This window comes from Shewanella chilikensis (assembly GCF_037953065.1).
GTDB classification, from domain to species: Bacteria; Pseudomonadota; Gammaproteobacteria; order Enterobacterales; family Shewanellaceae; genus Shewanella; species Shewanella chilikensis.
Genome location: NZ_CP149966.1, coordinates 240,531 through 263,288, shown reverse-complemented (window position 1 = coordinate 263,288; position 22,758 = coordinate 240,531). Strand labels below are relative to the sequence as shown.

The 22,758-nt window shown below is 51.6% G+C and carries 12 protein-coding genes, 2 tRNA genes, 3 rRNA genes and 1 pseudogene; 5 read left to right on the top strand and 13 right to left on the bottom strand.

Annotation, left to right across the window (positions count from 1 at the left end; all coding sequences use genetic code 11):
• Window positions 1-51: 51 nt before the first annotated feature.
• The 5 genes from argH to argC all read right to left on the bottom strand — a co-directional run bounded on the left by argH (window position 52) and on the right by argC (window position 5,456).
• Window positions 52-1,419 carry an argininosuccinate lyase gene (gene argH, locus WKR14_RS01290; protein ID WP_101057629.1) on the bottom strand — a complete coding sequence of 456 codons (1,368 nt, stop codon included), beginning with the start codon at window positions 1,417-1,419 and terminating at the stop codon, window positions 52-54.
• A gap of 65 nt (window positions 1,420-1,484) precedes the next feature.
• Entirely contained in the window at window positions 1,485-2,708 is a 1,224-nt protein-coding gene (locus WKR14_RS01285) for an argininosuccinate synthase (protein ID WP_025889296.1), read from the bottom strand.
• A gap of 34 nt (window positions 2,709-2,742) precedes the next feature.
• Window positions 2,743-3,648, bottom strand: a complete 906-nt coding sequence (locus tag WKR14_RS01280; protein WP_039036118.1) for an ornithine carbamoyltransferase — start codon at window positions 3,646-3,648, stop codon at window positions 2,743-2,745.
• 11 nt (window positions 3,649-3,659) lie between these two features.
• Window positions 3,660-4,442, bottom strand: a complete 783-nt coding sequence (argB, locus tag WKR14_RS01275) for an acetylglutamate kinase (RefSeq protein ID WP_025011587.1) — start codon at window positions 4,440-4,442, stop codon at window positions 3,660-3,662.
• Window positions 4,443-4,475: 33 nt separating this feature from the next.
• A complete protein-coding gene (gene argC / locus WKR14_RS01270; RefSeq protein WP_071237674.1) occupies window positions 4,476-5,456 on the bottom strand; it encodes an N-acetyl-gamma-glutamyl-phosphate reductase in 981 nt (326 codons plus the stop codon).
• 264 nt (window positions 5,457-5,720) lie between these two features.
• On the opposite strand from argC, the gene argE reads away from it, so the two are divergent.
• From argE to WKR14_RS01255, 3 genes are all read left to right on the top strand, one after another.
• Complete coding sequence (argE, locus tag WKR14_RS01265) at window positions 5,721-6,872, top strand: acetylornithine deacetylase (RefSeq protein WP_339087233.1); 1,152 nt, start codon at window positions 5,721-5,723, stop codon at window positions 6,870-6,872.
• 144 nt (window positions 6,873-7,016) lie between these two features.
• A complete protein-coding gene (gene ppc / locus WKR14_RS01260) occupies window positions 7,017-9,653 on the top strand; it encodes a phosphoenolpyruvate carboxylase (RefSeq protein WP_071237672.1) in 2,637 nt (878 codons plus the stop codon).
• Complete coding sequence (locus WKR14_RS01255) at window positions 9,650-10,189, top strand: DUF1439 domain-containing protein (protein ID WP_101057634.1); 540 nt, start codon at window positions 9,650-9,652, stop codon at window positions 10,187-10,189. Before ppc ends, WKR14_RS01255 begins: the two co-directional genes overlap by 4 nt.
• Before the next feature lie 86 nt (window positions 10,190-10,275).
• Here the strand turns inward: WKR14_RS01255 and WKR14_RS01250 are convergent, their stop codons facing one another.
• The 6 genes from WKR14_RS01250 to WKR14_RS01225 form a co-directional block, all read right to left on the bottom strand.
• Window positions 10,276-11,550: a CinA family nicotinamide mononucleotide deamidase-related protein gene (locus WKR14_RS01250; protein ID WP_165564296.1), complete on the bottom strand. Its 1,275-nt coding sequence runs from the start codon at window positions 11,548-11,550 to the stop codon at window positions 10,276-10,278.
• Between the two features lie 524 nt (window positions 11,551-12,074).
• Window positions 12,075-12,190, bottom strand: a 5S ribosomal RNA gene (rrf, locus tag WKR14_RS01245).
• A gap of 230 nt (window positions 12,191-12,420) precedes the next feature.
• Window positions 12,421-15,416: ribosomal RNA gene (locus WKR14_RS01240) — 23S ribosomal RNA — on the bottom strand.
• A 492-nt stretch (window positions 15,417-15,908) separates the two neighbouring features.
• Window positions 15,909-15,984, bottom strand: a tRNA-Ala gene (locus WKR14_RS01235).
• 234 nt (window positions 15,985-16,218) lie between these two features.
• Window positions 16,219-16,295: transfer RNA gene (locus WKR14_RS01230), tRNA-Ile, on the bottom strand.
• A 65-nt stretch (window positions 16,296-16,360) separates the two neighbouring features.
• Window positions 16,361-17,905 (bottom strand): 16S ribosomal RNA (locus tag WKR14_RS01225).
• Together the 16S, 23S and 5S rRNA genes with 2 tRNA genes alongside form the textbook arrangement of a ribosomal RNA operon.
• A gap of 562 nt (window positions 17,906-18,467) precedes the next feature.
• On the opposite strand from WKR14_RS01225, the gene WKR14_RS01220 reads away from it, so the two are divergent.
• Window positions 18,468-18,917, top strand: a complete 450-nt coding sequence (locus tag WKR14_RS01220; protein WP_039036161.1) for an RNA recognition motif domain-containing protein — start codon at window positions 18,468-18,470, stop codon at window positions 18,915-18,917.
• A gap of 5 nt (window positions 18,918-18,922) precedes the next feature.
• Here WKR14_RS01220 and murI read toward each other — a convergent pair whose 3' ends face one another.
• Window positions 18,923-19,726: a glutamate racemase gene (murI, locus tag WKR14_RS01215; protein ID WP_101057775.1), complete on the bottom strand. Its 804-nt coding sequence runs from the start codon at window positions 19,724-19,726 to the stop codon at window positions 18,923-18,925.
• A gap of 165 nt (window positions 19,727-19,891) precedes the next feature.
• On the opposite strand from murI, the gene trmA reads away from it, so the two are divergent.
• Window positions 19,892-20,992 (top strand): tRNA (uridine(54)-C5)-methyltransferase TrmA, encoded by a 1,101-nt coding sequence (trmA, locus tag WKR14_RS01210; protein WP_101057776.1) that lies wholly within the window; start codon window positions 19,892-19,894, stop codon window positions 20,990-20,992.
• 738 nt (window positions 20,993-21,730) lie between these two features.
• Here the strand turns inward: trmA and WKR14_RS01205 are convergent.
• Window positions 21,731-22,703, bottom strand: a pseudogene (locus WKR14_RS01205) (IS630 family transposase).
• Window positions 22,704-22,758: the final 55 nt, after the last annotated feature.

Sequence of the window (22,758 nt, the reverse complement as noted above, 5' to 3'; positions counted from 1 at the left end):
AAACGCGCCGATTGGCGCGTTTTTGTTTGGCTCGAATCCGAGGGATAGCTTCTATTTGGCCTGCTTGGCTGTCAGTGCGGCCTTGACCTGCTCTACCGCGGTACCGCCGAGAATATTGCGCTTCGCCAGGCAAGAATCGATACTCAGATGCGGATAAACATCCTCCGCTATGATGTCGGCATAGCCTTGCAAGACTTCTAGTGGCAAGGCTTCCAGCGGCTTACCCTCGGCAATGGCATGCAACACCACTTCACCTACAACGTGGTGTGCCTGTCTGAATGGCATGCCTTTACCCACCAGATAGTCCGCCAGCTCAGTGGCATTGGCGTATCCCTGTTGAGCTGCGGCCAGCGCATTGTCACGGTTAACCTTGACACCTTCGAGCACCAGAGCCGCCATTTTCAAACACAGGCTCCAGCTATCCATCACATCGAACAAGCCTTCCTTGTCTTCCTGCATATCCTTGTTGTAGGCGAGTGGCAGCGCCTTCATGGTGGTGAGGATCCCCATCAAGCTGCCGTATACCCTGCCCGCTTTACCGCGGATAAGCTCAAGCGCATCGGGGTTCTTTTTCTGCGGCATCAAGGAAGAACCTGAGGTGACATTGTCGGCCAGCTCGATAAAATTGGCTTCGCCGGAATTGAAGAAGATCATATCTTCGGCCATACGACTTAAGTGCATCATGCTGATAGAGGCATCGCTGCAGAGCTCGATCACATGGTCACGATCAGACACGCTGTCCAGGCTGTTGAGGGTAGCAGAGGCAAAGCCCAGGCTGGCCGCCAGCGCCTGACGGTCGATGGCATAAGCTGTACCCGCCAAGGCGCCACAACCCAGAGGGCAGGTGTTGAGGCGATTCAGTGCATCCTCCAAGCGGCTGATATCCCGCTCAAACATTTCCACATAAGCCAAAGCCCAGTGGCCAAAGGTCACGGGTTGTGCCCGCTGCAGATGGGTATATCCCGGCATCACGGCATCCAACTCACGCTCGGCCAAAGCCAGCAGCCCCTGTTTGACTTCGATCAACAGACTCAGCAGGTGTGCGCCTTCCTGTTTGCACCACAGCTTGAGATCGGTCGCCACCTGATCATTGCGCGAACGGCCGGTGTGCAGCTTCTTACCCAAGTCACCCACCTTGGCGATCAGCTGTGATTCCACAAAACTGTGAATATCTTCGGCGCCGGAAGCGATGATCTGCTCCGGCGTATCTTTAACTTCTGCGAGCAACTCAGCCAGCGCCTGAGTCAGGGCCTGGCATTCCTCCTGGGTTAACACGCCGGCCTGGGTTATCGCCTCGGCCCAGGCGACTGAGCCCTGGATATCCTGCTCCAGTAAACGGAAATCCACCGGCAGGGAATCGTTGAAGAGTTTGAAAAGTTCGCTGCTTTGACCGCTGAATCTGCCACCCCATAAAGCCATGATAAGGTCCTCTTTCTCGGGCATAAAAACTAAGGGGCGCCGATGCGCCCCTGATATATTGACGCTTACTTGCTGTTGAGCGCGCGAATACGGCTCGCCAATGAGTAGAGGCGGATAAAGCCTTCGGCGTGTTTCTGATCGTAAACCGTGTCTTCACCGAAGGTGGCAAACGCCTCGGAATACAGGCTATTGGGAGAACGTTTCTTCACGGCAACCGCCTGGCCCTTGAAGAGCTTGATCACCACTTCGCCGTTGATGTCCTGGGCCAGTGCCTCGGATGCCGCTAACAGCGAGTTGCACAGAGGCGTAAACCAACGGCCATCATAGACCAGATGTGCCATCTGAGCGGCCACCTGTTCACGCCAGTTACGGCTGGTCTTGTCGAGCACCAACTCCTCTACCGCTCTCAGAGCAGCAAACATGACAGTGCCGCCCGGTGTTTCATAACAGCCACGGGACTTCATCCCCACCAGCCGGTTTTCAGTGATATCGATACGGCCAACACCGTGAGCGGCAGCAATCTGGTTCAGCTTCATCAGCGCCGCATAGGGGCTCAGGGCTTCACCGTTGACTTCAGTCACCCGGCAGTTTTCCACTTTCAGGCTGACATACTCAGGCTCATCTGGCGCATCCAGCGGATCGACTGTCATGGTCCAGACCTCTTTACTGGGCTCATTCCAGGGATCTTCCAGTTCCCCACCTTCGTGGGAGATATGCCAGGCGTTGGCGTCGCGGCTATAGATCTTGGTGGCCGAAGCCGAGGTCTTGATGTTGCGCTCGGCCAGGTAAGCCAGCAGATCTTCACGGCTCTCCATGGTCCACTCACGCCAAGGGGCAATCACTTTCAGATCCGGCGCCAGTGCAGCGAAACAGCCTTCGAAACGCACCTGATCGTTACCCTTACCGGTACATCCGTGACACAGGGCGTCAGCGCCGACCTTACGGGCCACTTCCACCTGAGCCTTGGCGATGATGGGTCTGGCCATGGAGGTTCCCAGCAGATAGGTTCCCTCGTAGATGGCACCGGTCGCTATGGTAGGATAGATGTAGTCTTTAACAAACTCTTCTTTCAAATCAACAATATGACACTCACTGGCGCCGGAGGCCAACGCCTTTTCTGTCAAACCTTCGAGTTCGGCTTCCCCTTGTCCAACATCGGCACAAAAGGCGACGATCTCACAGTTGTTATAGTTCTCTTTCAGCCAGGGAATAATGGCCGAGGTATCCAGGCCGCCGGAGTAGGCCAGGACAACTTTTTTTACATCTGTGTTTTTCTGTGCAATAGACATCTTAATTTTCCTAGATTCAACTGGCCCTTGGCCATCAACTCAAAAGTGTTACCAGAACGGCATTCTGCGCGTGCATGCGGTTTTCTGCCTGTTGCAGGATCAGAGAACCTTTGCCATCCATCACCTCATCTGTCACTTCTACCCCTCTGTGAGCGGGTAAACAATGCATAAAATACTTCACCTTATACTGATCCATCAGCGGCTGATTGATCTGATAAGGATTAAATTTTGCTTCAATATCAGAAAGTTCTGTTTGGTCGCCCATGGAAATCCAAGTATCAGTGTAGACGGCATCCTGACCTTCCAGGGCGGCGATGTCTGAAGTCAGTACCAGGCTGCCACCATTCTCCGCCGCCAGTTGCTGTACTTCATTGACAATCAGACCATCGGGGAAATGCCCTTCGGGGCAGATAACCGTCATGCTGGCACCCAGAATGGCAGCGCCTATCATCAGTGAATGGGTCACGTTGTTGCCATCGCCCACATAGGCCAATTTCACCTTGCTCAAGTCACCGAGCTGTTCTGACAGGGTCAGAAAATCCGCCAGTGCCTGACAAGGGTGGTATAAGTCCGACAGCGCATTGATCACAGGCACTGTGCCAAACTCGGCCAGGCCTTCTATGGTCTTGTGGCTGAAAGTCCGTGCCACTATGGCGTCGGCCCAGCAGGAAAGGTTACCGGCGAAATCGGCAACAGATTCACGCTTGCCCAAAGCACCATTTTGTTGATCCAGATAAAGACAGTGGCCACCCAGCTTGTGGATACCGATATCGAAACTGACCCTGGTACGCAGGGAAGGTTTTTCAAACAGCATCACTACGCTCTTGCCCGCAAGCGCGTGTCGGTAGTCTGCCGGATTGGCCTTGATCTTTTTGGCCAAGTCCAACAACGCCAGCAACTGGGATTGGGTGAGTTCTTTAATGGTCAACAGGTGCTTCATACTGCCTTCTCCTATGGTTTTATTTGCGTACCCACGGCTTCGCCCTGAGCCAATGCAGCCAGTTGCGCCGCATCTCTCCAGGAAGCAACCTGTACCGGCTGCCCCATGAGTTCTGCGACTTCCAACGCCGCCTCTACTTTGACTTTCATGCCTTTCTCTATCACGCCCAGTTTCACCAGGTCGTCGATTTCGCTGCGATTAAGGCTGGCGATCAACTGCCCCTTACCGTCCAATACTCCGGAAACATCGGAGAGCAGTACCAGCTTGCCCTGCACCAGCTTGGCCAGCACTGTGGCAGCCTGATCGGCATTGACGTTAAGCAGTTGCCCTTCGCTGGATACCGCAATGGAGCTGACAATAGGCATCCACCCTTGAGACAAGACGAAATTGATATAGCTGCCGTCTTTGGGGGAAACTTCACCCACCAGCCCCAAACGTTCATCTTTAATTACCGCATCGACCAAGTTGGCATCCGCCAGGCTCATGCCAACGCTGGCGACACCAGCCTTGATGGCCGCCGCCTGCAGTATCTTGTTGGACATACCGGCCAGGGCTCCGGCAATGATCGGCATCTGCTCCGGCGGCGTGACCCGCAAGCCATCGAGCTTCACCGTATCCATGCCATTGGCCTTGAGCTGTTCATCCACCAGATAACCGCCACCATGAACCAGAACCACTTTCTGTCCCTGGGCCAGCATTTTCGCCGCCGTATCCATCAGCCTGGCCATTCCCATCTCACACTGCATCAGTGCGCCGCCAACTTTCAGAACCAACACCTTGTCTTTCGTGCTCATAGTGACAACTCTCTCTAACCGTTCCGGGAATAATTAGTATTTAAAGTGAATCTTTATGCATTGCAGCGCCTGACTGGCAGCGCCCTTCATCAGGTTGTCTATGGCACTGGCCACCACCAGATAATGGTTCTGTTCATCAAACTTCCACCCCAGATGACAATTGCCCGTGTGTACCACGTCATCCACCTTGGGAAATTGGTTCTGCTTTACGCTGACTATGCTCGAGCCATGGTAGATGCTGTAAGCCTCGGCAACGTCCTCTGCCTTGGTACCCGGCTTGAGCTGCAGCGTAATGGTGGCGAGAATGCCGCGTTTGAAGTTGCCAAGGTGCGGAGTAAAAATCACTTCCTGCCCCAGTTGGCTGGCGATTTCGGGCTGATGCCTGTGACCAAGCACACCGTAGGGCGTTAAACTCACTTCACAGAAACTGGTGTGCAGCTGCGCCTTGCGCCCGGCTCCGGTCACACCGCTAACGGCATTGATAACGGGGAAGGCATCAGTCATCAGTGACTTGAGCGGCTTAAGTGCCAACAGAGATGCCGTGGGATAACAACCGGGAACCGCAATCATCTTGCTGTTGGCAATGGCCTCGGCATTCCACTCGGCCAGGCCATAAACTGCCTGTGCCAATACTTCGGCTTGGTTATGCTCAAAGCCATACCACTTGGGGTAGTTTGCAGCATCGCTGAAACGATAGGCACCGCTCAAATCAAATACCGCCAGACCCTGGGCATAAAACCAGGCTGCCAATTCCAGGCTTACCGAATGTTCGGTCGCCAGCGCCACGGCGTCGGCCTGTGCCACTATCTGCTGTTTGGCCTCTGGCGTTAACGGCTGCAACACTGCAGAGATATGTTGATATACAGGATAAAGCTCGGCCAGGCTTTTGCCCTTATCCAGACTATTTTCAGAGACATACAACCCTTGAATGCTTAACTCTGGTTCAGCTTGGATCAGGGCGGTTAACTGGGCACCTGTATATCCACTGGCCCCTATGATGGCGATATTTTTCATGGTTTCTAATTCTTCAAGCTAATCAAAAAAGGAAGGGCACAACGAAAGCCCGTGGCTCAGCGCCTAATGACAAGTTTATCGTCGCAGGGAGTTATTGCAGTTTTTGGTCTGAATCAAGCTCAAGGTCGAACTCAACATACTTAGTCTCACTGAATTTAGTCACCATGAAAGATGACACTGGCTTTAGCTGTTTGCTAGACTAACACAGCAATTTATTTATGCAATATATATGAATAGTTATTTTTAATGTTTTACGGAATAGTCATGAAAAAACTGCCGGAACTCACAGAAAGCTTCAGTGCGCTTATCGCCTCGCCCTCCATCAGTGCCTTGGAGCCCGAGCAAGATCAATCCAATGCTGCCGTTATCGACTTGCTGGCCAACTGGTTTGCCGATTTGGGGTTGGAGTGCCGCCGCCAGCCGGTGCCCGGCAGTCGCAACAAACATAACCTGCTGGCCAGCCTGGGCACTGGCCAAGGTGGCCTACTGCTGGCCGGGCACACAGACACAGTACCGTTCGATGAAGGCCGTTGGCAGCATGATCCCTTTCGGCTAACCGAAAAAGATAATCTTTGGTATGGCTTGGGAACTTGTGACATGAAAGGTTTCTTTGCCTTGATATTGGAGGCCTTGAAACAACTGCCGCTGACACAAATGAAGCGGCCTCTTTATATTCTCGCCAGTGCCGATGAAGAAACCACAATGAATGGGGCCAAGGCCTTTGCCGCCAACGCTGCAATCAAGCCTGAATTTGCCATCATAGGCGAACCCACCAGCCTGCGGCCGGTTTATATGCATAAGGGGCACATGGCTCAAGGCATTCGGGTAACAGGCCGCAGCGGCCACTCGTCGGATCCGGCCAAGGGACTCAATGCCATAGAAGTGATGCATCTGATCATAGGCCGACTACTTAAACTCAAGCAGCATTTGAGTGAACACTATCGCGAAAACGCCTTCAGTGTGCCTTACCCAACCATGAACTTTGGCCATGTCCACGGCGGCGATGCCGCCAACCGTATCTGTGGCTGCTGTGATCTGCATCTGGATATTCGCCCGCTTCCCGGGTTGGCTTTGACCGATCTGCAACTCATGCTGCAGCAGTATTTACAGCCGGTCTGCGAGCAATTCCCGGGGGCGGTTTCCATCAGCGAACTCTATCCCGGCTCAGAGCCCTTTGCCGATGATAGAGACTCTCCCTGGAGCCAACTGGTCGCCAGCCTGGCGGGGCAGGCACCGCAAGTGGTGAACTATGCCACCGAGGCGCCTTATATTCGGCAACTGGGATGCCACACTCTGGTATTGGGACCCGGCAGCATAGAGCAGGCTCATCAGCCCGATGAATATTTGGATACGGCGCAGATCAAACCCACGATAAATTTGCTGAAACAGCTTATTTATCATGCCTGTATAAAATAATGATCCAGCCCACAGCCGCTGGAAACAACGTGAAGCAAATACCTCAGCGTATTGACCACAGGGCACAGTGCTGGTTATTGTGCTCTACTCAAGTCCGCCCGAAACGACGACTCTTTCTCACTATTCTTTGGAGCAATCAACACGATGGCAGATATGTATGCATCCTTAAGATCCAACGTCAGTATGCTTGGGCAGATCCTCGGCGACACCATGCGATCCGATCTGGGGGAGCCATTTCTCGATAAGGTGGAGCAGATCCGCCAACTGGCCAAGAGTTCCCGTCAGGGTGACGAAAGCGCCCGCCAGCAGATGCTGGAACTGCTGACGGCCTTGCCCGATGACGAACTGGTGCCGGTCACCAAAGCCTTTAACCAATTTCTCAACCTGGCGAATATCGCCGAGCAATTTCATACCATCAGCCGCAACTGTGATGAACTGGTGTGTGTACCGGATCCCGTGGAGCAACTGCTCGGACGCATGCTGAACGGCCCGATAGATCAGAAGCAGATGCTGTCCTGTCTCAGAGAGATGAACATAGATCTGGTACTGACGGCACACCCGACCGAGATATCCCGCCGCACCCTGATCCAGAAGTACTCATCTGTGGTCGATTGTCTGACGGCTCTGGAAAACGATCAGCTCAGCGAGCGCGAGTTTAAACAGATCAATCTGCGACTGCGGCAGCTGATCGCCCAGATTTGGCATACCAATGAGATCCGCCGCGAACGCCCAACACCGGTAGATGAAGCCCGCTGGGGTTTGGCGACTATCGAAACCTCACTGTGGCAGGCGATTCCCGACTTTTTACGCCAGCTCAACGACCAGGTAGAAGAGCGCACCGGCAGCCAACTACCGATTGATATCGCGCCGGTGCGATTCTCCAGCTGGATGGGTGGCGACCGTGATGGCAACCCCTTTGTTACCGCCAAGGTCACTCAGGAAGTATTGGATCGTAATCGCCATGCCGCCGCCAGACTCTATCTCAAAGATATCGTCTCTCTGGTTGGCGAATTGTCCATGGAAGAAGCCAACGAGGAGCTGAGCCAGTATACCAACGGCAGCTGTGAACCTTATCGTGACGTGCTCAGAGATCTGCGCCAAAAGCTGCGCAACACCATAGACTATCTCAATGCCCGCCTCGAAGGTCATCAGCCCGAAATCGACAGCCATAGCATCATCTGGCACCAGGACGACCTGAAAAAGCCGCTGCTGATGCTGTATCAAAGCCTGTGCGATTGCGGCATGAGTCTGATAGCCAATGGCTTGCTGCTGGATATGTTGCGCCGCTTGGCCTGCTTCGGCATTCATATGCTGAGGTTGGATATCCGCCAGGATGCAGAGCGCCACGCCAATGCCATTGCCGAGCTTACCCGCTATCTGGGCATGGGTGACTTCAACCATTGGGATGAGACAGAAAAGCAGGCCTTCCTGCTCAGGGAACTGGCCAATCGCAGACCCTTGATCCCGGTAAACTGGCAGCCATCAGACGAGGTGGCCGAGGTACTGGCAACCTGCCGCTTGATAGCCACTCAGCCTCAACAAGCGCTGGGCTCCTATGTGATATCCATGGCCAGCCAACCATCCGACGTGCTGGCGGTACTCTTGCTGCTCAAAGAAACCGGCTGTCACTATCCCATGCGGGTAGTGCCGCTGTTTGAGACCCTGGATGACCTCAACAATGCCGCCGATTGCATCTCTGCCCTGCTCGATATCGATTGGTATCTGGGTTACACCAAAGGCATGCAGGAAGTGATGATTGGCTATTCGGATTCGGCCAAGGATGCCGGAGTCATGGCCGCGGCCTGGGCACAATACCGGGCGCAAGAACAACTGGTTGCGGTATGCAAGAAGGCTGGCGTCAAACTGACCCTATTCCACGGCCGTGGCGGTACTATCGGTCGTGGCGGCGGCCCTGCTCACCAGGCGATTCTGTCACAGCCTCCGGGCTCAGTTGACGGACGGATCCGGGTGACAGAGCAGGGAGAGATGATCCGCTTCAAGTTCGGTCTCCCTAAGTTGGCGGTGCAGTCACTGGCGCTTTACACCTCGGCGGTGATGGAAGCCACTTTACTTCCACCTCCTGAGCCCAAACAGGAGTGGCGGCAATGCATGCAGCGACTGGCCGATGAGTCTGTACTGGCCTACCGCAGCATAGTCAGGGAAGAAGCTGACTTTGTTGCCTATTTCAGAGCCGCAACGCCTGAAGTGGAGCTGGGTAAGCTGCCACTCGGCAGTCGACCGGCCAAACGCCGGGTGGATGGTGGTATCGAAAGCCTGCGCGCCATTCCCTGGATATTCGCCTGGTCACAGAACCGTTTGATGCTGCCGGCCTGGCTCGGTGCCGGTGAGGCGCTCGAAGCCGCGGCCAAGCGAGGAGAGCTTTCTCTGCTACAGGAGATGGAGCGTCAATGGCCCTTCTTCAACACCCGTATCTCCATGCTGGAAATGGTGTATGCCAAGGCAGAACCCAACCTCGCCCGCTATTACGACACCTGCCTGGTGCCTGAAGACCTGCGTCATTTGGGTGAAGCTCTCAGGGAGAGGCTGCAACAGGGGATCCAGGCGGTACTCGAACTGACCCGCTCTGACAGCCTGATGTCGCATACTCCCTGGAACAGGGAATCGGTGCGGCTTCGCAACCCCTATATCGACCCGCTCAACTTCCTGCAGGCCGAGCTGTTGGCCCGAAGTCGCAAGGAACAGGAAACCTCGGAACAATTGCAACTGGCGCTGATGCTGACCATAGCCGGTGTCGCGGCGGGCATGAGGAATACAGGATGAGGCTGCCCCTACTGCTGTCTCTGTGGTTGATGCTGATGTTGGGCGGCTGTGTCAGCCAATACAGCATCAGCGAAGGGCAGCTGGAATCTTATCTGAATAAAGAGCTGCAACTGGATATGCAAGACACCCAGGGGCCACTGGCAACAGAGATCCAGTTGAATCGGGTAACAGTCAAATTGGGACACAAGCCGGATACCATGGCGGTGAAAGCCACCTCTGAGCTGATACTCAGAACACCGCTGTTTCCCCTGCGTGCCAGCCTGACGACAGAGTTTGAGGCCAAGCCTTGGTATGACAACCAAACCCATGGCGTCTATCTCCGTGGTCTGGAGTTGACCTCTGTCGAGTCCAATCCCAAGGATATTCAGCGGGCTTTACAAGGTATTGCCCCACAGTTGATGGGCTTTATCCGCAACTTCCTCGAAAGTCAGCCGGTTTATGTTCTGGACACTCAGGACAGCAACCAAGCGAGACTGGCCGATATGACCAAGAGCCTTCAGGTTAAACCAGGCAAGCTGGTGCTGGAGTTTAAATAAATCGATATTCACAGCACAAAAATACGCAGCCTTGGCTGCGTATTTTTATTTAACCTATTACTGGTTTAACCTATTACTGCCTTTGACTATTTGGCAAATCGACCAATGGAGGAGTAGTCAACAATAACCGCCTCGCCCAGCAACTCGCGGCGCAACATGTCATAAGCTACGGCGCTGCTGAGGCTGCGAACCAGCTCTCTAGAGCGCCTTGGCAGCTGAATCATCTGGCTGTAACAACCTCCCTTGGTCGCCAAGGCTATGGCGACAGTACCGACAGGCTTCTCCTCTGTACCGCCGTCAGGACCGGCAATGCCACTGGTGGCCAGAGCATAGTCGCTATCCAGTATCGCCCTGGCCCCCATCGCCATCTCCTCAACGGTGGCAATCGACACAGCGCCATGGTCATCCAGTGTTGAAGGTTGAACCCCAAGAATACGCACCTTGCTCTCATTGCTGTAGGTCACCAACCCCTGATGCAAATAGGAAGAACTGCCAGGGAAAGCCACCAATTGACTGGTCAACATACCTCCGGTACAGGACTCGGCCAGGCTAAGACTAAGGCCTGAGTTCAACAACCTGTGATGGATCTCTTCCGCCAGCGTCGCGCGATTTTCGGCAACGACCGCAGTACCCAGAACCTGTCGTACATGATTGGTAACTCGGGGCAACAGAGCAATGGCCTTATCACCGCGGGCAAACAACTTGATCTCTATATGTGGCATAGAGGAGCGATAACCTATGGTGATCCCTGCTGGCAACTCCAATGCTTCCAGCTTATCGGCCAGCGTCGATTCGCCATGGCCCAGGGTCAACAGCTTATTCAATGCGACTTTTGCATCCAGGCCGAACTCCTGTTTGATAAAGGGCAGAAACTGCTCCTTAACCATATGTTTCAGCTCAAATGGTACCCCGGGAGTGAAGTAGAGCCAGGCACGATTGAGTTTGACTCTAAAGCCGCAGGCCGTGCCAACCGGATTATCCACCATGACGGCAGACTCAGGCAGCAAAGCCTGTTTCAGATTACTGGCTGGCATCTCTCTGTTGTTACGGCTGAACCAGGCCTCCATCTTGGCACACCATTCGGCGTTCTCAACCAGAGACTCACCCTTGGCTTTAGCCATGGCTTCGGCCGAGAGATCGTCGCTGGTTGGCCCCAAACCACCATTAACCAGAATGACATCGGCATGGAGGCTACGCTCCTGAAACACAGCTATCAGATCTTCGAGCCTATCCCCAACTGTAACCCTGCGCTGCACCTCAATCCCATGCTCCATCATCACATTGGCAAACCAGGCGGCATTGGTATCTACTATCTGACCGGACAACACCTCCTCTCCGGTACAAATCATCTCTAACTTCATTCAAAGATCCCTTTGGCAAAAACTGCATATAAGTTAAGTAACAGCAGGATGAATAGCAAGCACAGCTTGATGGATGGCTGGAGCGCGAAGCAGCTTGGCTGCGAGCTGAGGGGCACACACTGCGCCAGCCGCTTTGGGCTGCATCTCGCTGGAAACGAGATAAACAAAAAAGCCCTAGCATTTAGCTAGGGCTTTTTTGTTACTGCTTTGTCTTCACTCATTTCTTTGATAAAGAGTAAAAAGTGAAAACCAAAGTGGCGTCTGGCGATGGCCAGCGTCGAGCAAGCTCTACGCATTCGTCTGTCGCATCAAACTGAGTTTGATAAACACGACAACCTCACCCTACTCCACATGGGATTGTGCCTCACTGCGTTCGGACTCTGTATCTTCCCCATGTGAGAGTGGACATATCAAAATACTATTAAAACGAAAAATCCCCAACACAAAGTGCTGGGGATCCATCGTTACTATTTTGTCTTCACTCATTTCTTTAATAAAGAGTAAAAAGTGAAAACCAAAGTGGCGTCTGGCGATGACCTACTCTCACATGGGGAGACCCCACACTACCATCGGCGCGATTGCGTTTCACTTCTGAGTTCGGGATGGGATCAGGTGGGACCACAATGCTATTGTCACCAGACATATTCTTACTGGTTAATTGTCCGTCTGACGGTATTGTTTCCTCGCTACGCTGCTCATGTACTTCAGTACACTGCGCGGCTCGCTCGTCATGGCTTTGTCAGCCAAACAATTACCTGCGTCATTAACCTTTGTTCTTCAATTCAGAAAGCTGTGCTCTTTTCAGAGCCTGAGTTCAAACTTCAATCAAGTATCTAACTTCTTCAAGTCCGTAAAACCCATCTGGGTTGTATGGTTAAGCCTCTCGAGTCATTAGTACAGGTTAGCTCAACGCCTCGCAACGCTTACACACCCTGCCTATCAACGTCCTGGTCTCGAACGGCTCTTCAGAGGTCTCTAGGACCTAGGGATGACTCATCTTGGGGCTCGCTTCCCGCTTAGATGCTTTCAGCGGTTATCGATTCCGAACGTAGCTACCGGGCAATGCCATTGGCATGACAACCCGAACACCAGCGGTTCGTCCACTCCGGTCCTCTCGTACTAGGAGCAGCTCCCCTCAATCATCCAACGCCCACGGCAGATAGGGACCGAACTGTCTCACGACGTTCTGAACCCAGCTCGCGTACCACTTTAAATGGCGAACAGCCATACCCTTGGGACCGACTTCAGCCCCAGGATGTGATGAGCCGACATCGAGGTGCCAAACACCGCCGTCGATATGAACTCTTGGGCGGTATCAGCCTGTTATCCCCGGAGTACCTTTTATCCGTTGAGCGATGGCCCTTCCATTCAGAACCACCGGATCACTATGACCTGCTTTCGCATCTGCTCGACGTGTCTGTCTCGCAGTTAAGCTGGCTTATGCCATTGCACTAACCGTACGATGTCCGACCGTACTTAGCCAACCTTCGTGCTCCTCCGTTACTCTTTGGGAGGAGACCGCCCCAGTCAAACTACCCACCAGGCACTGTCCCTAATCCCGATAAGGGACCAAGGTTAGAACATCAACACTACAAGGGTGGTATTTCAAGGTTGACTCCAACAAGACTGGCGTCTCATCTTCATAGTCTCCCACCTATCCTACACATGTAGGGTCAATGTTCAGTGCCAAGCTATAGTAAAGGTTCACGGGGTCTTTCCGTCTAGCCGCGGGTATACGGCATCTTCACCGCAATTTCAACTTCACTGAGTCTCGGCTGGAGACAGCGTGGCCATCATTACGCCATTCGTGCAGGTCGGAACTTACCCGACAAGGAATTTCGCTACCTTAGGACCGTTATAGTTACGGCCGCCGTTTACCGGGGCTTCGATCATGAGCTTCTCCGAAGATAACCCAATCAATTAACCTTCCGGCACCGGGCAGGCGTCACACCGTATACGTCATCTTGCGATTTTGCACAGTGCTGTGTTTTTGATAAACAGTTGCAGCCACCTGGTATCTGCGACTGCCAGCAGCTTACGACGCGAGGTCTTCACCGCCGGCAGCGTACCTTCTCCCGAAGTTACGGTACCATTTTGCCTAGTTCCTTCAGCCGAGTTCTCTCAAGCGCCTTGGTATTCTCTACCCGACCACCTGTGTCGGTTTGGGGTACGATTTCTACTAACCTGAAGCTTAGAAGATTTTCCTGGAAGCATGGCATCAACCACTTCATCCCCTTGGGGACTCGTCATCAGCTCTCAGTGTATGTGTGCCCGGATTTGCCTAAGCACACCACCTACTACCTTAAACGCGGACAACCAACGCCGCGCTGGCCTAGCCTTCTCCGTCTCTCCATCGCAGTTAGCAGAAGTACGGGAATATTAACCCGTTTCCCATCGACTACGCCTTTCAGCCTCGCCTTAGGGGTCGACTCACCCTGCCCCGATTAACGTTGGACAGGAACCCTTGGTCTTTCGGCGAGGGGGTTTTTCACCCCCTTTATCGTTACTCATGTCAGCATTCGCACTTCTGATACCTCCAGCGGGGGTTACCCCTTCGCCTTCAACGGCTTACAGAACGCTCCTCTACCGCATCAGCGCATCCCTCATACGACTTAAACACCCCGTTGCATCTTTCGACTCAACGTGTTGGGTGCTTGGGCGTCATTCACAAAGTGAATCACGCCAGCAAATCGCATCAGGTGATGCGCTGATACCCGTAGCTTCGGTGAATTGCTTAGCCCCGTTACATCTTCCGCGCAGGCCGACTCGACTAGTGAGCTATTACGCTTTCTTTAAATGATGGCTGCTTCTAAGCCAACATCCTAGCTGTCTAAGCCTTCCCACATCGTTTCCCACTTAGCAATTACTTTGGGACCTTAGCTGACGGTCTGGGTTGTTTCCCTTTTGACGACGGACGTTAGCACCCGCCGTCTGTCTCCCGGATAGCACTCTTTGGTATTCGGAGTTTGCAAAGGGTTGGTAAGTCGGGATGACCCCCTAGCCTTAACAGTGCTCTACCCCCAAAGGTGTTCGTCCGAGGCGCTACCTAAATAGCTTTCGAGGAGAACCAGATATCTCCCGGTTTGATTGGCCTTTCACCCCCAGCCACAAGTCATCCGCTAATTTTTCAACATTAGTCGGTTCGGTCCTCCAGTTGATGTTACTCAACCTTCAACCTGCCCATGGCTAGATCACCGGGTTTCGGGTCTACACCTAGCAACTAAACGCGCAGTTAACACTCGGTTTCCCTACGGCTCCGCTATTCGCTTAACCTCGCTACTAAATGTAAGTCGCTGACCCATTATACAAAAGGTACGCAGTCACGGTCTCAAGGACCGCTTCCACTGCTTGTACGTATACGGTTTCAGGTTCTATTTCACTCCCCTCACAGGGGTTCTTTTCGCCTTTCCCTCACGGTACTGGTTCACTATCGGTCAGTCAGGAGTATTTAGCCTTGGAGGATGGTCCCCCCATATTCAGACAACATGTCACGTGTGCCGCCTTACTCGATTTCATCTCTGGTTAGTTTACGTGTACGGGGCTATCACCCTGTGCCGCTGTGCTTTCCAACACATTCCACTAACACCCCAAAGACTTAAGGGCTAATCCCCGTTCGCTCGCCGCTACTTGGGGAATCTCGGTTGATTTCTTTTCCTGAGGGTACTTAGATGTTTCAGTTCCCCTCGTTCGCCTCAATACGCTATGTATTCACGTATTGATGACAGCTTATGCTGCCGGGTTTCCCCATTCGGACATCGCTGGCTCAAATGCTTGTTACTAGCTCACCAACGCTTTTCGCAAGTTACTACGTCCTTCATCGCCTCTGACTGCCAAGGCATCCACCGTATACGCTTGGTCGCTTAACCATACAACCCGGATGAGTTTTCATTTCGCTTGTCAGTACTCATGTTGTCGTTATTGTGCTTTTCATTCGTCAGTCATGTAGCGCTGCTACACTCCTTCCTCACTCAAATCACCGCTTAGACACCATGTCGCCTGACCGCGCTACCTTATTGGTAACATAGCTAAAAACACGGATTGTATTGCAACCAGCTTAGGTTTACTTGTCTCACCTCCGGGTTAAGGAAGTGGACTCGCCTTGAAGAATTTCCAAAACACTTGATTGAAGTGTTTGAGAACTCAATTTTGTATCCATCAATTCCAACTCCTAAGAGTCGTCTTGATGTCTACTATCAGCTTTCCAAATTGTTAAAGAGCAACCTCCATGGAAGGAGGGAGTGTCGAAAATTGTATGGAACAATTTCGACCGGGCTTAAAAAAGCCAAAGATAAATACTGACTTATCTTTGGCGTCTCTCGTCCTTTGTAGAGTGACGGTTCCAGCACTTCCAAGGGAAGTGGTGGAGCTATGCGGGATCGAACCGCAGACCTCCTGCGTGCAAGGCAGGCGCTCTCCCAGCTGAGCTATAGCCCCGTTTCTTTGCGGTTCTTTTTTACCGATTTCCTTGTTAGCCTTCGCCTCTTCGCTCAGTCATTTAGTTAACTAAACTCCTTCACTCATCGCTCGGCTGCCTCGAACTCAATAAAAATCTCTCGCAAACAGTCTTGAACACCGTCCTGTTCATTCCTTCAACGCTAGTCAAGGTAAACTGGGAGGAAGTTTACTGGAGTAAACAACGACCTGTTTAACGCATAATAGCGGAAGAATTGGTGGGTCTGAGTAGACTCGAACTACCGACCTCTCGCTTATCAGGCGAACGCTCTAACCACCTGAGCTACAGACCCCCATGCTCTACTTCTTTTATCAAGCAATCTGTGTGAACACTCAAAAGCACCAATTATCGCTTAGGTAAGGAGGTGATCCAGCCCCAGGTTCCCCTAGGGCTACCTTGTTACGACTTCACCCCAGTCATGAACCACACCGTGGTAAACGCCCTCCCGAAGGTTAAGCTATCTACTTCTGGTGCAGCCCACTCCCATGGTGTGACGGGCGGTGTGTACAAGGCCCGGGAACGTATTCACCGTGGCATTCTGATCCACGATTACTAGCGATTCCGACTTCATGGAGTCGAGTTGCAGACTCCAATCCGGACTACGACCGGCTTTATGAGATTAGCTCCACCTCGCGGCTTCGCAACCCTCTGTACCGACCATTGTAGCACGTGTGTAGCCCTACTCGTAAGGGCCATGATGACTTGACGTCGTCCCCACCTTCCTCCGGTTTATCACCGGCAGTCTCCCTAAAGTTCCCGGCATTACCCGCTGGCAAGTAAGGATAGGGGTTGCGCTCGTTGCGGGACTTAACCCAACATTTCACAACACGAGCTGACGACAGCCATGCAGCACCTGTCTCTCAGTTCCCGAAGGCACACCTGCGTCTCCGCTGGCTTCTGAGGATGTCAAGAGTAGGTAAGGTTCTTCGCGTTGCATCGAATTAAACCACATGCTCCACCGCTTGTGCGGGCCCCCGTCAATTCATTTGAGTTTTAACCTTGCGGCCGTACTCCCCAGGCGGTCTACTTAATGCGTTAGCTTGAGAGCCCAGTGTTCAAGACACCAAACTCCGAGTAGACATCGTTTACGGCGTGGACTACCAGGGTATCTAATCCTGTTTGCTCCCCACGCTTTCGTGCCTGAGCGTCAGTCTTTGTCCAGGGGGCCGCCTTCGCCACCGGTATTCCTCCAGATCTCTACGCATTTCACCGCTACACCTGGAATTCTACCCCCCTCTACAAGACTCTAGTTTGCCAGTTCGAAATGCGGTTCCCAGGTTGAGCCCGGGGCTTTCACATCTCGCTTAACAAACCGCCTGCGCACGCTTTACGCCCAGTAATTCCGATTAACGCTCGCACCCTCCGTATTACCGCGGCTGCTGGCACGGAGTTAGCCGGTGCTTCTTCTGCGAGTAACGTCACAGCTAGCAGGTATTAACTACTAACCTTTCCTCCTCGCTGAAAGTGCTTTACAACCCGAAGGCCTTCTTCACACACGCGGCATGGCTGCATCAGGGTTTCCCCCATTGTGCAATATTCCCCACTGCTGCCTCCCGTAGGAGTCTGGGCCGTGTCTCAGTCCCAGTGTGGCTGATCATCCTCTCAGACCAGCTAGGGATCGTCGCCTAGGTGAGCCATTACCTCACCTACTAGCTAATCCCACCTGGGCTTATCCATCAGCGCAAGGACCTAAGTTCCCCTGCTTTCCCCCGTAGGGCGTATGCGGTATTAGCAGTCGTTTCCAACTGTTATCCCCCACAAATGGGCAAATTCCCAGGCATTACTCACCCGTCCGCCGCTCGTCATCTTCAAAAGCAAGCTTTTGAAATGTTACCGCTCGACTTGCATGTGTTAGGCCTGCCGCCAGCGTTCAATCTGAGCCATGATCAAACTCTTCAATTAAAGTTTTGGTTGAACCCGAAGGTTCGACTCAATGAATTCTGTTCGTATGAACACTCTTCATCGAGTTAAATCGTTTTGTCGATTTCTCAATGCCTGTGAGTGTCCACACAGATTGCTTGATATATTGTTAAAGAGCAGTACCGCGATGCTTCCCATCGGGTCAGGGATGCGTATTCTACGCTTTCCTGCTGCGGCGTCAAGAGGTATTTACCATCTTTTTTCGCCTGTCGCTGAAAGGACTCAAAAGCCTCTTTTCTTCGACCCTGCCACGTCTTTCGCGTTGCCGCTGCGCCGTGTCAGTGGGAGCGCATTATAGGGAGGCCAGCCAATAGCGCAAGAGCTTTTTACTCCTCCTTACACTAAGCGCCTACCTTTTAACCTCGAAGGCCATTTAATAGCCTTTTTGAATAAAAAACTTAGCTTGAAGGTCCTGCTTATGTTTAAAAATGAGAGCAAAGGTCATTTTTTGGGCGTCAGTCTGGTTTAAAGGTAAATAATTCATTACCATAGTCATCGCTTTTAACAGTAATTTATCAATTATTCTTCACAGAGAACATTTCTTATGCAAAAGTCATTTTTGATTGTGTTGGGCATCGCCATTCTGGGCGCGCTTGCGATATACCAGCTCATGCCTCAACTGCCTGCATTTTTGGCCTTCCCTGTTGGTGCACTCCTTGCTGCTGCAGTTTATGCATTCACATCCAGTCCAAGTCAGGCTCAAGCTAAAGGACAAGAAACTTACAATGGCCCAACCATGACTCTCTACGTAGGTAACCTCCCTTACAGAGCACACGACACTGAAGTAAAGTTATTGTTTGAGGAGTACGGCCCAGTGAATTCTGTTCGTTTAGTGAGAGATCGCAAAACCGGCAGACGTAAAGGATTTGGTTTTGTGGAAATGTCAGAGTCCGGCGCTCAAAAAGCAATGACCAAACTGAATGACTTCATCTTTCAGGAGCGTACTCTGAAAGTACGTGAAGCCAAATCGCAAGATTCAGATAAGCAGGAATAGAAGTCCTACGTCATCACGCTGGTTGAGGTCTTGGCCGTTTGAGCAAAACCATACTCGGCCAGCGTTGATTTCAATCCTTCAGTAATCATCTCGCTGGTATAAAAAGCCCATTCATTATTTGGTTGATCTAAGTCAGCGGTTTCCTGCTGATATTGCAGCAGACTCTTCACTCGCTTCGCAATCGCCTCGCCGGAATCCAGTAGTTCAACATAATCACCCAGTATTTGTTGTAGCTCAGGCTTTAGCATAGGAAAGTGAGTGCAACCAAGCACAAGCACATCCAGTTCACTGTAGATGACCGGTTGCAGTAACTTCTTTATTGCTGCGATATCTATGGCCTGACCAGCCGCCTTGGCCTCTGCTAGCAATACCAGCTCTGAACAACCAAAGAGTTCCACTTGACAGTCGCTGGCAAAATGATTGATCAGTTCCTTGGTATAAGCCCTTTTCACAGTTCCCGGTGTGGCCAATAACCCTATATGCTTTCGCTTGGAGATAGTCGCAGCAGGTTTGATAGCCGGTACAACCCCAACAACAGGAATCGTCAGTTGAGCCCTCAACTCGGGAAGAACCAAAGTACTGGCTGTATTACAGGCGATGACCACTATCGCGGCATCTATCTGTTTGGCCATAGTAGTAACCAAATCCACACATCCGTTTACCAACTCGGCTTCCGCGAGCTCACCATAAGGCAAGCGCGCATTATCAAACAGATAGCAATACTGTCTCAGCGGCAATAGCTTACGGATCTCTTTAAGCACCGATAGGCCACCTATGCCTGAGTCAAAAACCAGTATGGGACGTGACAAATTGAGCCTCTAAACGATATTAAGACGAGTCATGGTTTGAAACCACGACAGCAGATGAGATCTTATTTTTTCACAGCTTGAATAAAAGCACAAAGGAATGAAACTGGACATAAGCGCCACGTAGTATAATATTTGCGCCCCGGTTTTAAGCCAAGAGTGAATATTATGAATTTAGAAGCAATGGACCCCAATCAATATGATACGCAGTTGGAACAAAAGCGTCTCAAGCTGGAACAGGCCTTTGCCCGCTTCACTCCGCCGGTATTAGAGGTGTTTCCCTCGGTACAGAAACACTACCGTATGAGAGCAGAATTCCGAGTTTGGCATGACGGAGATGACCTCTACTACTACATGTTTGACCAACAACAACAAGCCAAGGTTCGTTGTGATCAATTCCTGCCAGCCAGTGCCCTTATCAATCAGCTGATGCCGGTACTGATGAACGAATTACGCCCTAACAGCATACTGAGACACAAGCTGTTTCAAGTAGACTTCCTTTCTACTCTGTCCGGCGAGATTTTAGTGTCACTGCTGTATCACAAACAGTTGGATGATAACTGGCTCAATGAAACCAAGGCGTTGAAACAAAGACTCGAGAAAGAGTTCAAGGTCGATATTATCGGCCGAGCCCGCAAACAGAAGTTTGTCTTGGACAGAGACTTCGTAATCGAACGTCTGCAAGTCAACCAGCAGGAATACATCTATAAACAAGTGGAAAACAGTTTCACCCAGCCTAATGCCCAAGTAGCGACCAAAATGCTTGAATGGGCTATAGACTGTACCCGTGACAGTAGCGGCGATTTACTTGAACTCTATTGTGGCAATGGCAACTTTTCCATTGCGCTGGCGCAGAATTTCACCAAGGTACTGGCCACCGAGTTAGCTAAACCCTCGGTCGATTCCGCTCAATACAATATTAAACAAAACGGCACTGAGAACCTGCAAATCATCCGTATGTCAGCCGAAGAGTTTACTCAGGCCATGACGGGAGAGCGTAGCTTCAAACGCCTAGAGGGAATTGATCTCAAAAGTTACGACTGCAATACCATCTTTGTCGACCCACCGCGAGCCGGCCTGGATCCCGAGACCGTCAACTTGGTACAGGGTTATGACTCCATCCTCTATATTTCCTGCAACCCGCAAACCCTGGCCGATAATCTCGAACAGTTGAGTCAAACTCACGAAATCAAACGCTTTGCCTTGTTTGATCAATTCCCTTATACCGACCACATGGAGGCAGGCGTACTGCTAGAGCGCATTAAATAAGGGTTTCAGAGTTTGCCATACTATAACGAGAATAACTCAAGGTACGGCGTGAAATATGGAGTGAATAGCCACTGATTTCCTAGACACCTCTCAGTTAGGGAAACTGCGAATAAGTCCCATGTATGCACTGCGTTGGCTTACATGACTAAATGCAAGGCGTGGTTCGTAGCAAATAGCCTTAGTCCTTTGCTAGAAACACAACACAGCAGACTGGTCTGTAAGCCACGATTTTCGGAGCTTACACAGTAATCGGCTTTACTACACTAGAGAACGTTATGAAGGCTTATTCGCACCTTCCTTAGATAAAATAACTGAAAAGATAGGTGGTCATTGAGTGGTAAACGTTACCTGAAGAGTGCAAAGTTGGAACGGTCAAAAGTTTGTTGATCGTAGCCATTCCATCGCAGATGTTGCACATTGCTTAGATATCACCAACCATAGCCTGCATGCCTAGGGTAAAGAAGTATGGTTTTGATAAGAAGAAACAGCATGATTTGACGAAGGCGCAGGCAGAGATAAAGCCGACAAGGAGTTGAACCCGGCGACTGAAGAACGCGACATTCTAAATACTTCGCACAACTTTCCGACTGATATCCCTCTTTTATCCAGGATTACCATGCAGCCGACCAATACGTTGGCTGTCCGATACATTGGACCTTGATCCAAGTGACAAGCAAACAGCCTCACTGTAATTTGTGACCCAAGCATTAACACTAGTGCGACTCATACCAATCCGCATTAAAGTTCAGTCACTTTCGCCCAGTCTCTGGTGCACATCTTTATCACTCGCTTTGTACTGCTGACGAAGTCGTTCCAAGCCTGACTGCAAGCATCCACAATTTCCTCATATCCTTTGAAACAGCGATTAGCGAGATGACGTTGGCGTAGCCAACTCCACACCTGTTCGATGGGGTTTAGCTCCGGGGAATAGGGCGGCAATTTGAGTATCGACAAGTTGGGGATATCAACTGCAATGTCATTGGTATGCCACCCTGCACCATCCATTACCACCACAGCATGTCGTCCTGGTTTAGTTCGGTTGGCGCTCAGTTCCAGGTGCTGGCGCATGATGTCCTTATTAACAAACGGCGTGATGATGGCTTCAGTTTCTCCTGTTGCGGGACTGACTGCGCCGAAGAGGTGCGCGTATTCAAACTGCTGCTGTTTTAGCGCTCTGGGTCTACTGCCTTTCGGTGCCCAGAGTCGTGTTGTTGTATTTTGCTGACCAAATCTGGCTTCGTCCTGAAACCAAATATCAATCTGGTGTGGTCGTATATGGATAGGTGTGTGAAGGAGCGTTTCCAGAGTAAACTTTTTTAAAAGCGTTCTGCACGCCTTGGGTCTGTTTGGGATGCCTGGAGCGGCTGGTTATCCAGCTGAACCCCATGCCCTTGAGTAGCTTATAGATATGATTGAGGTGGTACTCGACACCAAACTCACTCGATATGTATTGCTGGATATCTGCCCCGGTTAGCCTGCCTCCCTCATTCGATTGTGCTTTGAACTCAATATATCTGGCGAGCCTCCGCTTTTAGTCATTGGACAATGATGGTCTTTTGCCGGGTCGCTGCTTATCTTCAAGCCCTACGAGCCCTTGTTCAAGATAGTTTGAGACCCATGAGTTGACGCTGGATCTTGCCACCTTTAACTGGTTCGCTATTTGAGTACGATTACGGGATTGCAAAAATATGGACACGGCGAGTAACCGCATACGCTTTTGGGGATTTTTTCTTTTTTAGAGAGGCAAAGCAAGCTTTCGGCAGTTT

Excerpts from the sequence above, each read along its gene's own strand:
- argH (WP_101057629.1), bottom strand. The coding sequence starts at position 1,419 with ATGGCTTTATGGGGTGGCAGATTCAGCGGTCAAAGCAGCGAACTTTTC.
- argB (WP_025011587.1), bottom strand. The coding sequence starts at position 4,442 with ATGAGCACGAAAGACAAGGTGTTGGTTCTGAAAGTTGGCGGCGCACTG.
- argE (WP_339087233.1), top strand. The coding sequence starts at position 5,721 with ATGAAAAAACTGCCGGAACTCACAGAAAGCTTCAGTGCGCTTATCGCC.
- WKR14_RS01220 (WP_039036161.1), top strand. The coding sequence starts at position 18,468 with ATGCAAAAGTCATTTTTGATTGTGTTGGGCATCGCCATTCTGGGCGCG.
- WKR14_RS01285 (WP_025889296.1), bottom strand. The coding sequence starts at position 2,708 with ATGTCTATTGCACAGAAAAACACAGATGTAAAAAAAGTTGTCCTGGCC.
- WKR14_RS01280 (WP_039036118.1), bottom strand. The coding sequence starts at position 3,648 with ATGAAGCACCTGTTGACCATTAAAGAACTCACCCAATCCCAGTTGCTG.
- trmA (WP_101057776.1), top strand. The coding sequence starts at position 19,892 with ATGAATTTAGAAGCAATGGACCCCAATCAATATGATACGCAGTTGGAA.
- WKR14_RS01255 (WP_101057634.1), top strand. The coding sequence starts at position 9,650 with ATGAGGCTGCCCCTACTGCTGTCTCTGTGGTTGATGCTGATGTTGGGC.
- ppc (WP_071237672.1), top strand. The coding sequence starts at position 7,017 with ATGGCAGATATGTATGCATCCTTAAGATCCAACGTCAGTATGCTTGGG.
- WKR14_RS01250 (WP_165564296.1), bottom strand. The coding sequence starts at position 11,550 with ATGAAGTTAGAGATGATTTGTACCGGAGAGGAGGTGTTGTCCGGTCAG.
- argC (WP_071237674.1), bottom strand. The coding sequence starts at position 5,456 with ATGAAAAATATCGCCATCATAGGGGCCAGTGGATATACAGGTGCCCAG.